The sequence below is a fragment of the uncultured Hyphomicrobium sp. genome (genome assembly GCF_902826555.1).
In the GTDB taxonomy this organism is placed as follows: Bacteria; Pseudomonadota; Alphaproteobacteria; order Rhizobiales; family Hyphomicrobiaceae; genus Hyphomicrobium_C.
In genome coordinates this window covers 1-9138 of the sequence record NZ_CADEFI010000069.1, presented here as the reverse complement: position 1 = coordinate 9138, position 9138 = coordinate 1, and the positions used below count along the sequence as shown (strand labels likewise).

The following is a 9138-nucleotide window of genomic DNA, read 5'->3' as shown; positions in this document are numbered from 1 at the left end:
AGGCGGCTCTGCTCCATGGCGGCGGTGATGAAGCTTTTGAAGAGCGGGTGGGGCTCGAAGGGGCGGGACTTCAATTCCGGGTGGAACTGGACGCCGATGAACCACGGGTGGTCGGGGTACTCGACCGTCTCCGGCAGGAGGCCGTCGGGTGAGAGGCCGGCGAAGCGCAGGCCCGCATTCTCCAGGCGTGCGCGGTAGTCGGTGTTGACCTCGTAGCGGTGGCGGTGGCGCTCGGAGATCTCGGTGCTCCCATAGATGTCGGCGATGCGGGTGCCTTTGCCGAGCGTGGCCGGAAACGCGCCCAGGCGCATGGTGCCGCCGAGGTCGCCGCCCTGGCGCCGGCTCTCCAGCTCGTTGCCCTTCATCCATTCGGTCATGAGGCCGACGACGGGCTCGTCGCTGGCGCCGAACTCGGTGGAGCTCGCGTGCGTGATGCCGCAGAGATTGCGTGCGGCCTCGATGGTCGCCATCTGCATGCCGAAGCAGATGCCGAAGTAGGGTACGCCCCGCTCGCGCGCGAATTTCGCAGCCAGGATCTTGCCCTCGGAGCCGCGCTCGCCGAAGCCGCCCGGCACCAGGATGCCGTTGACGCCTTCGAGATAAGGGGCAGGATCCTCGCGCTCGAAGATCTCGCTTTCGATCCATTCGAGGTTGACCTTGACGCGGTTGGCGATGCCGCCGTGCACCAGCGCCTCGATCAGCGATTTGTAAGCGTCCTTGAGGCCGGTGTACTTGCCGACGATGGCGATGGTTACCTCGCCTTCGGGCGAGGCGATGTTGCGCGAGATGTTCTCCCAGCGGGTGAGATCCGGCTTGGGTGCGCCGGTGATGCCGAAGGCTTCCAGCACCTGATCGTCGAGGCCCTCGCGGTGGTAGGCGAGCGGGACGTCGTAGATGGTGGCGGCGTCGAGGGCCTGGATGACGGCCTCCTCGCGCACGTTGCAGAAGAGCGCGATCTTCTTGCGCTCGCCCTTGGGCACCTCGCGGTCGGTGCGGCAGAGCAGGATGTCGGGCTGGATGCCGATCGAGCGCAGCTCCTTCACCGAGTGCTGCGTGGGCTTGGTCTTGAGCTCGCCTGCGGACGGAATGAACGGCAGCAGCGTCAGGTGGATGAAGATCGACGAGTGACGCGGCAGCTCGTTGCCGAGCTGGCGGATGGCCTCGAAGAAGGGCAGGCCCTCGATGTCGCCGACCGTGCCGCCGATCTCGACCAGCACGAAGTCGACGTCCTCGTTGCCGGTGACGACGAACTGCTTGATGGCGTCGGTGACGTGCGGGATCACCTGCACCGTGCCGCCCAGGTAGTCGCCGCGCCGCTCGCGGGCGAGGATGTCCTGGTAGATGCGGCCGGTGGTGATGTTGTCGGACTTCTTGGCCGGAACGCCGGTGAAGCGCTCGTAGTGGCCGAGGTCGAGATCCGTTTCGGCCCCGTCGTCGGTGACGAACACCTCGCCGTGCTGATAGGGGCTCATCGTTCCGGGATCGACGTTCAAGTACGGGTCGAGCTTGCGGAGACGGACGGAATACCCACGCGCCTGGAGGAGCGCGCCGAGGGCGGCGGAAGCAAGGCCTTTTCCAAGGGAGGAGACCACGCCGCCGGTAATGAAGATGTACCGTTGCATGGGCCTTAAGAGTAGTGCCGTACGGGCGTGATTCGAAGAGGTTTTCTTGTCTCATCCACGGCTGGCGCCGGGAGGAGGGTTTTTGCGCCGCACCCGCGGGCGGCAGGGACGGCGGACGGCCGCTGCTCGACTAGCCGCATTGGGCGGTCGCAGCGGGCATTCCGGGGGTGGCCGGCGGCACGTCCAGGTCGGCGCGCAGCTGATCGAAGCTCTTCGAGTCGAGGTAGCTCTGGTCCTGCGGCGACTTGGTGTAGGAGACGTCGGCGGTCAGCACGGCGCGTCCCACGGTGCGCTGGGACCCATTGACGCCCGCCGGCTTGCCGCCCGGCGTGATGGTCTCGCACTCGGCCGCGATCTGGACGCCGTCGATCTTGAAATAGCCGAGCCTGTTCTCCTTGCCGATCTCGGCGGCGCGGGTGGCGGCAATCTTTTCCAGCCGCTCGCGCGTGGTGCTCAGCGGGCCCTTGACCTGGATGCGGTAGCGATCGGGCGCGATCTGGCTCTCGGAATAACCAACGGGGTAGATGGCATTCGCATGCTGATAAGGCACCGCGCCCGGCCCGATGCTGCCGAGGTCCCCCGAGCATCCGGCCAGCAGCGCCAGGACCACCGTCGCTGCTCCCACGTGCGCGCGCGTTCGCCGAGGCATGGCCGTTTTCTCCGCTCCTGAACCGGGCCACGCTAGCAACAGCGGACGCCCGTGGCCAGTTGCGGAGTGGCCACATCCTCAGTTCGATGGCGGCAAGCCGTTCTACTTCAGCTTGTCGAGAATGCCGCCGCGGGGGGCCTGCTCGGCGGGTGCGGCCGGGGTCGTGGCGGGTGCCGCGGGCTGCGCCTGGCCCGGATCGTTCGGGACCAGGGTCGACGAGGCGGGCTTATCGAACACCGAGCCGGCCGGAGCCGTGTGCTTCGAGACCAGCGTCAGCAGGATGCTGGTGAGGAAGAAGCAGGCAGCCAGGACGGCGGTGGTCCGCGTCAGCAGGTTCGCGGTGCCGCGACCGGTCAGAAAGCCGCCGCCGCCGCCGCCGATGCCGAGCGCGCCGCCTTCGGAGCGCTGCCAAAGCACGACCGCAACAAGTGCGGTTGCAACCATAATGTGAATGACGAGAAGAACCGTGGTCATTGGGCTGGTGGCTCCACGCTCTCGCAAGAGCAGGTTTGGGGGATTGGGGCGCGTTCTACACCAGCGCCGCGCCCACGGCTAGATGGGATCATTGCGGCCGGGTGGCGCCAGTCAGTGGGCCGCGGCCTGGTTTTTCGCGGCTTTGCCGGCGTCCTTGCGTTTGGGCGGGGGGATATTGCTCGGCGTTCCCCGGGCCGGCCGCTCGCCGGCCGACGGGCCGGCGTCGCTGGCGTTGAGGCCGGCCGCGGTGGCGCCGGGCTTGTCGCCCTCGGTCTTCGGCGGCTCCGTGATGATGGGACGGGCCGTCAGAAGCTCGCCGCACCGGAAGCTCAACTGCTCCTCGACGGTGATCAGGCGCTCGATCTTGGCCAAACGGTCCGGAGCGAGATTGGTTTTTGCCCACTCAGGGCCACGGTCCATGTCGGACTTGGCGCCGCCTGCCACGAGGCCCTGGAGCTCGGTCTTCAGGGTGGCGCAGGCCTCGGGTTCGAGGGGGGCGGCCGTGGCATGAGAGGCTCCCGCCGCAAGCAAGAGCGCTCCGCACAGAAGTGCCCCGTCGATCCGCATCGCTTGGCCTCGCCTTTTTCCACTTGCGGTCTGCCGTGTCTTCATGGCTGCCGGCTTGCTCCGCTGCAACCCGGGATCGTACGTAGCCGCATCAAATTCACATGCGTTTTGCATCGGCCGTCACACATAGGCGGCGATAATGGCCAAGAAGTCGTCGGCCTTGAGGCTCGCGCCGCCGACGAGCGCGCCGTTGACGTTGGGGAGCGACAGCAGCTCCCGCGCGTTGGCGGGTTTGACCGAGCCGCCATAGAGGATGCGAATGCCGCCCCCGGACGGGCTGAAGCGTTGCGTGAGGTGGGCGCGGATGGCTTGGTGGACCTCCGCGACGTCCTCGGGGCTCGGCGTCAGGCCGGTACCGATGGCCCAGATCGGCTCATACGCAACCACCGTGTTGGCGGCGGTCACGGTCTCGGGCAGGGAGCCGGCGAGCTGGCGGTCGACGACCCCGAGCGTGAGCCCAGCCAAACGCTCGCCCTTGGTTTCGCCGATGCAGACGATGGCGGTGAGACCTGCGCGATGGGCGGCTGCCGCCTTGGCGCGGACCACGCGGTCCAGCTCGCCGTGATCGGCCCGGCGCTCGGAATGGCCGACGATGACCGCGGTGGCACCGGTATCCTTGATCATTTCCGCGGAGATGTCCCCGGTATGGGCGCCCGATGCGGAGGCATGGCAATCCTGCGCTCCCATGGCCAGCGCGGAGCCCTGGGCGACGGCCGCAAGGGGGGCGAGCAGGGTGGCCGGGGGGCAAATCATGACCTCGGGGGCGCCTGCGCCCGCGCGGCCAAGGGCGTCGCGGACGGTTGCCGCCTCGGCCAGCGCCGAGGCCAGTCCGTTCATTTTCCAGTTTCCCGCCACCAGGGGGCGGGGGGGCGCGGTGGTCATGGGCCGGGCTCTTCCCTCATCGTCTTCCCTTATTTTTTTGGCTTCGGCGTTTGGGGGGCTGCCGATCGGGTGTTCACGGCCCGGTTAACTTACCTTCAGCTTTCGCGCACGGTCTTGCAATCAGCGCCCGGCTGGGCTTCATATCACTCCGACGCCTCCCGTCATGGACGGGAACAACTTTTTCTGCAAGCGGTGCCGGACGAGCCCAGACACGTGCGCTCTTCGGCCCGCGTCAAACGGAAAGTCTTTCTCAATGCTCGACGCCCTCCGACGCGGCGCCCAAGGCTGGCTGGCCAAGCTGCTGTTTGCGATTCTGATCGTGAGCTTCGGTATCTTCTGGAACGTTTCCGATGTGTTCCGAGGATACGGGGGCGGAGCGGTGGCGAAGGTCGGGCAAACCGAGATCACCGACGCGGAGTTCCAGCGCGCGTTCCAGAGGACCCGTGATGGTCTCAAGCTCAACGACGGGTCGCCGATCACGACCGAGCAGGCGCTGGCCTTCAACGTGCACCGCCAGGTGGTGAACCAGCTCATCAGCGAAGCGGCGATCCAGGAGCACGCAAAGAAGCTCGGTCTTTCGCTTTCCAACGAGACGCTGGCCGACATGATCAGCAAGGATCCGAATTTCGCGGGTCCGGACGGACGCTTTTCGCGTCTCGACTTCGAGGCGCGCCTACGCAACGCCAACATGAGCGAGCAGGCCTTCCTCGCGGATTGGCGCGCCTATCAGCTGCAGGGGCAGATTCTCGATGCCTTCAAGGCGGCGGTCGTGGTGCCGAAGCCGATCGTGGACGAGCTCTATGCCTGGGGCGAGGAGACGCGCACCATCGAGCACGTGCAGATCGATCCGGCCAAGGTGACGGTCGCGGATCCCGACGACGCCAAGCTGAACGAGACCTACGAAGCGCATAAGACGGAGCTGATGACGCCGGAGTACCGCAAGGTCGCGGTGCTTCCGCTCCTCGTCGACACGCTGAAGTCGGAGGTGAAGCTCACGGACGACGAGCTCAAAGCCTACTACACCGATCACAAGTCGGCCTACGACAAGGTCGAGCGGCGGCGTTTGCAGCAGATCCCCTTCAAGGACAAGGCCGCCGCAGAGGCTGCCCGCAAGGAGATCGTCGACGGCAAGAAGAACTTCCTCGACGCGGCCAAGGAGGCGGGTGCCACGGAGACCGACGTCAATCTCGGCATGCTTGCGAAGGCGGACATGCTCGATCCCGTGATCGCCGACGCCGCATTTGCCCTCGAGCGCGACAAGCTCTCGGATCCGATCGAGGGGCGTTTCTCGACCGTGCTCGTGCGTGCCATCGAGATCGACCCGGCCAAGGAGAGCACCTTCGACGAGGTCAAGGACAAGGTGCGCGACAAGCTCGCGAGCGAGCGCGCCGAGACCATGCTGCAGGAGCGCATCGATCTGGTGGAGGAAGGCCGCAACGCGGGCAAGACGCTGAAGGAAATCAGCGAAGAGCAGAAGATCAAGTTCGTCGAGATCGAGGCGGTCGCCGCCGACAACAAGACACCGGATGGCAAAACGGGGCTCGACATTGCCGATGCCGCCATCGTCCTCAAAGAGGTGTTCGCGAACGGCGTCGGCACGCAGCCGGCGGCCGTGAACCTTCCGGGCTCGGGCTCTGTGTGGTTCGACGTGCTGGGGGTGACGGAAGCCAAGCAGAAGCCGTTCGAGTCCGTGAAGGACGACGTCAAAAAGCTCTACGTCGACAAAGAGAAGAGCAAGCTCCTCGACGAGCTGGCCAAGAAGCTGGTCGAGCGTCTGCGGGGTGGCGAAGCGTTCGAGAAGGTCGCCGCGGACAGCGGCGGCAAGCCCGAGAAACTGGAGCAGATCAAGCGCAACGCCTCGCCGCCGGGGCTGACGACGGATGCCGTGCGGCAGGCCTTCGGGCTCGCGAAGGGCGGTGCCGGGTACGCGCAGACGAGCGATCGCGGAAGCCGGGTCGTGTTTCAGGTGAAGGAGATCGTCGCGGCGTCGCCGGCGTCGAAGGCGCAGTCGGACAAGCTCGCGCAGGAGCTTTCGCAGGAACTCGCCGAGGATCAGGAGGTCGCCTACCTTACCGGCCTCAAGGCAGCCTTCAACGCGTTCGTCAACGAGGCCGAGCTGGCGCGGGCGACGGGCTCGCCCACGGGGAACGAGCAGTAGGGAGACTGTTCTCTTGAGCACGCTCTCGCAGAGGGCCCAGAGCATCGAGGCGCTGCCTCCGCGCGAGACCTTTGCCAAGCGCTATCGCGCCGGCGAGCCGCAGGTGGTGTGGACGCGCATCGTCGCCGATCTCGAGACGCCGGTCTCGGTCTATCTCAAGCTGGCGCTGGGGAAGCCCTATTCGTTTCTGCTCGAGTCGGTCGAAGGCGGTGCCTCGCGCGGGCGCTATTCGGTGATCGGGCTCGCGCCCGATGTCGTGTGGCGTGCGAACGGCGAGACCGCAGAGATCAATCGCAATCCGGGCAAGAAGCCCGATGCCTTCAAGGCGGACGGGAAGGCGACGCTGGCATCGCTGCGCGCGCTGCTCGCCTGCTCGCGGCTCGAGCTGCCGTCCGAGCTGCCGCCGATGGCAGCCGGCGTATTCGGCTACATGGGGTACGACACGGTCCGGCTCATCGAGAAGCTGCCGGACGTCAAGAACAACGAACTCGACGTGCCGGAAGCCGTGCTCATGCGGCCGACGGTGATCGTCATCTTCGATTCCGTGAAGGACGAGATCAGCATCGTCACGCCGGTCCGCCCCGAGGGCAAGGATGGGGGCAAGGCCGATGCGGAGCGCGCCTACAAGGCGGCGCTGAAGCGGCTCAAGAGCACGGTGGAAGCGCTCGACGCGCCGCTTCCGCACGGGGCTGCGCTTTCTCCGAAGAAGCTTGCGCAGCCGGAGCCCAAGTCCAATACCACCGCTCGCGAGTACATGAGCATGGTCGAGAAGGCGAAGGAGTACATCCGCGCCGGCGACATCTTCCAGGTGGTGCTCTCGCAGCGTTACTCGGCGCCTTTCGCGTTGCCGCCGTTTGCGCTCTACAGGGCGCTCCGGCGCACGAACCCGTCGCCGTTTCTGTTTCATCTCGATCTCGGCTCGTTCGCGCTGGTCGGATCCTCGCCCGAAATCCTGGTCCGCCTGCGCGACGGCGAAGTGACGATCCGGCCGATCGCGGGCACGGCGCCGCGCGGAGCCTCGGAAGCCGAGGACAAAGCGCTTGCCGATGCGCTCATTCGTGATCCCAAGGAGCGCAGCGAGCATCTGATGCTGCTCGATCTCGGACGCAACGACGTGGGGCGTGTGGCGGATGTGGGCTCCGTCGAGGTAACGCAGCGCTTCGTCATCGAGCGCTACAGCCACGTCATGCACATCGTGTCCAATGTCATCGGCCGCCTTTCCGGCAAGCACGATGCGATCGACGCGCTGATGGCGGGCTTTCCGGCGGGCACCGTGTCGGGGGCGCCGAAGGTGCGCGCCATGCAGATCATCGACGAATTGGAAAAGGCCAAGCGCGGGCCGTATGCGGGCTGCGTCGGCTATTTCACCGCCGACGGGGAGATGGACACCTGCATCGTCCTGCGCACGGCGCTGGTCAAGGACGGGCAACTCTACGTGCAGTCGGGCGCGGGCATCGTGTTCGACAGCGTGCCCGAAAAAGAGCAGCAGGAATGCATCAACAAGGCCAAGGCCATCGTGCGCGCGGCCGAGGAAGCAGTGCGTTTCGCCTCGCGGGGCGCCAAGAAGGGGCGTTAAGCCTAAGGGGCTCGTCCGCTGCCGCACGTCGAGGCATGCCAGGTTGGCTGCGATGGCCGCTGTCATCACCTGTTCTTGCAGCGTGACTTCACGGGAAAGGTCGGCGAAGCTACCGCACCGCGTCGCCGTTTTCCCGAGGGAGCTCCGCCATGCATCCGTCTCCGTCCTGGAAGGGCGTCGCCCGCCCCCTGATGCTCGCCGCCGGCTCGGTAGTCGCGATGGCGACTCTGGCGCTCACGCCCTGTGCCGCCGCCGATGTGGACGCGGGCCTTCACAAGGCCAACCTCTATATCGAGGTGTCCAGAATGACCGAGCGGGCCAGGGACTCCTGGGAGCGTTACGCGAGCTGGGTGAACATGAAGACCGGGCCGACCGGAAAGGAGCGCTACATCTCCTACGGCCTGTACGATGTCTATGACATCGCCGCGCTGCTGACGGAAGCGCGTGGGGCCTCGTCGCTCAAGCCCGATACGCCGGAGCTGGATGCGGCGATGCAGAGCTATATGGAGTCCTACGAAGCCGTGGCGCCTGTGCTCAATCAGGCGAGCCAGTACTATGAGCGCGAGGCGTATCGTGCGGACGGCATGGCGGAGGGCAAGGCGCTGCACACGCGCATGGTGCCGCTGGCCGAGGCCTTCCTGGCCAAGCGCGAAGCGATGCTGGAGAAGCTGCGGCCGTTCGTGCGCGAGGTCGAGCAACAGGAAGTCGCGGACATCGAGGCGCGAGAGGGACGGTCGCGCGCCTGGCAGGCGGCCAATGTCATGCATGCGGCGAACCGCGTCGTCGACACGTTCCCGAAGGTGCGGCCCACCCCCATGGACGCCGACATGCTCGATGAGATGATGAGCAAGCTAGGGCCGGATACGCCGGGCGAGACGTTCGACCAGATCATGGCCGGTGTGGTGCCGCCCAAAGGTGTGATCATCGACATGGCGCGCTTCGACGCGGCGATGAAAAGCTATGCCGAAGCGGTCGAGATCTTCGACGCGTTCGCCAAGGAAAAGCCCGAGGAGCTCGAAGATTTCAAGGACAAGCCGCAGGCCCTTCTGGTTGCCCTGCGTGCCTTGCAGACGCCTTTGCAGCGCAACCAGGGTCACGATTTCGAAGGCTCGGGTCCGCTGGTCGGACAGGTGGTCCAGGACTATTTCGAGATGATGAACGAGAGCGGCTCGATCGCGAACTCGCGGCTGCGATACCTGGATTAGGCTGG

At 66.2% G+C, this 9138-nt stretch carries 8 protein-coding genes; 3 read left to right on the top strand and 5 right to left on the bottom strand.

Translation table 11 applies throughout. The annotated features are described in order from the left end of the window. From QZV93_RS17315 to tpiA, 5 genes are all read right to left on the bottom strand, one after another. Positions 1-1622, bottom strand: a 1622-nt coding sequence (locus QZV93_RS17315) for a CTP synthase (RefSeq protein WP_295559953.1), incomplete at its 3' end; no start/stop codon positions are given. A gap of 130 nt (positions 1623-1752) precedes the next feature. Further along, complete coding sequence (locus QZV93_RS17310; RefSeq protein ID WP_295559952.1) at positions 1753-2271, bottom strand: hypothetical protein; 519 nt, start codon at positions 2269-2271, stop codon at positions 1753-1755. Between the two features lie 102 nt (positions 2272-2373). Then, positions 2374-2745: a preprotein translocase subunit SecG gene (gene secG, locus QZV93_RS17305; protein ID WP_295559950.1), complete on the bottom strand. Its 372-nt coding sequence runs from the start codon at positions 2743-2745 to the stop codon at positions 2374-2376. A 111-nt stretch (positions 2746-2856) separates the two neighbouring features. Beyond that, the gene (locus QZV93_RS17300; protein WP_295559948.1) at positions 2857-3312 is read right to left on the bottom strand and encodes a hypothetical protein; all 456 of its coding nucleotides are present in this window, start codon (positions 3310-3312) and stop codon (positions 2857-2859) included. A gap of 120 nt (positions 3313-3432) precedes the next feature. After that, a complete protein-coding gene (tpiA, locus tag QZV93_RS17295; RefSeq protein ID WP_295559946.1) occupies positions 3433-4194 on the bottom strand; it encodes a triose-phosphate isomerase in 762 nt (253 codons plus the stop codon). 253 nt (positions 4195-4447) lie between these two features. Between tpiA and QZV93_RS17290 the strand changes: the two genes are divergently transcribed. The 3 genes from QZV93_RS17290 to QZV93_RS17280 all read left to right on the top strand — a co-directional run bounded on the left by QZV93_RS17290 (position 4448) and on the right by QZV93_RS17280 (position 9133). Beyond that, entirely contained in the window at positions 4448-6352 is a 1905-nt protein-coding gene (locus QZV93_RS17290; RefSeq protein WP_295559945.1) for a peptidylprolyl isomerase, read from the top strand. A gap of 13 nt (positions 6353-6365) precedes the next feature. Then, on the top strand, positions 6366-7928 hold the full coding sequence (trpE, locus tag QZV93_RS17285) for an anthranilate synthase component I (RefSeq protein ID WP_295559943.1): 1563 nt from the start codon (positions 6366-6368) through the stop codon (positions 7926-7928). 149 nt (positions 7929-8077) lie between these two features. Beyond that, the gene (locus QZV93_RS17280) at positions 8078-9133 is read left to right on the top strand and encodes a DUF3829 domain-containing protein (protein ID WP_295559941.1); all 1056 of its coding nucleotides are present in this window, start codon (positions 8078-8080) and stop codon (positions 9131-9133) included. Positions 9134-9138: the final 5 nt, after the last annotated feature.

Excerpts from the sequence above, each read along its gene's own strand:
- QZV93_RS17300 (WP_295559948.1), bottom strand. The coding sequence starts at position 3,312 with ATGCGGATCGACGGGGCACTTCTGTGCGGAGCGCTCTTGCTTGCGGCG.
- QZV93_RS17290 (WP_295559945.1), top strand. The coding sequence starts at position 4,448 with ATGCTCGACGCCCTCCGACGCGGCGCCCAAGGCTGGCTGGCCAAGCTG.
- secG (WP_295559950.1), bottom strand. The coding sequence starts at position 2,745 with ATGACCACGGTTCTTCTCGTCATTCACATTATGGTTGCAACCGCACTT.
- tpiA (WP_295559946.1), bottom strand. The coding sequence starts at position 4,194 with ATGACCACCGCGCCCCCCCGCCCCCTGGTGGCGGGAAACTGGAAAATG.
- QZV93_RS17310 (WP_295559952.1), bottom strand. The coding sequence starts at position 2,271 with ATGCCTCGGCGAACGCGCGCGCACGTGGGAGCAGCGACGGTGGTCCTG.
- QZV93_RS17280 (WP_295559941.1), top strand. The coding sequence starts at position 8,078 with ATGCATCCGTCTCCGTCCTGGAAGGGCGTCGCCCGCCCCCTGATGCTC.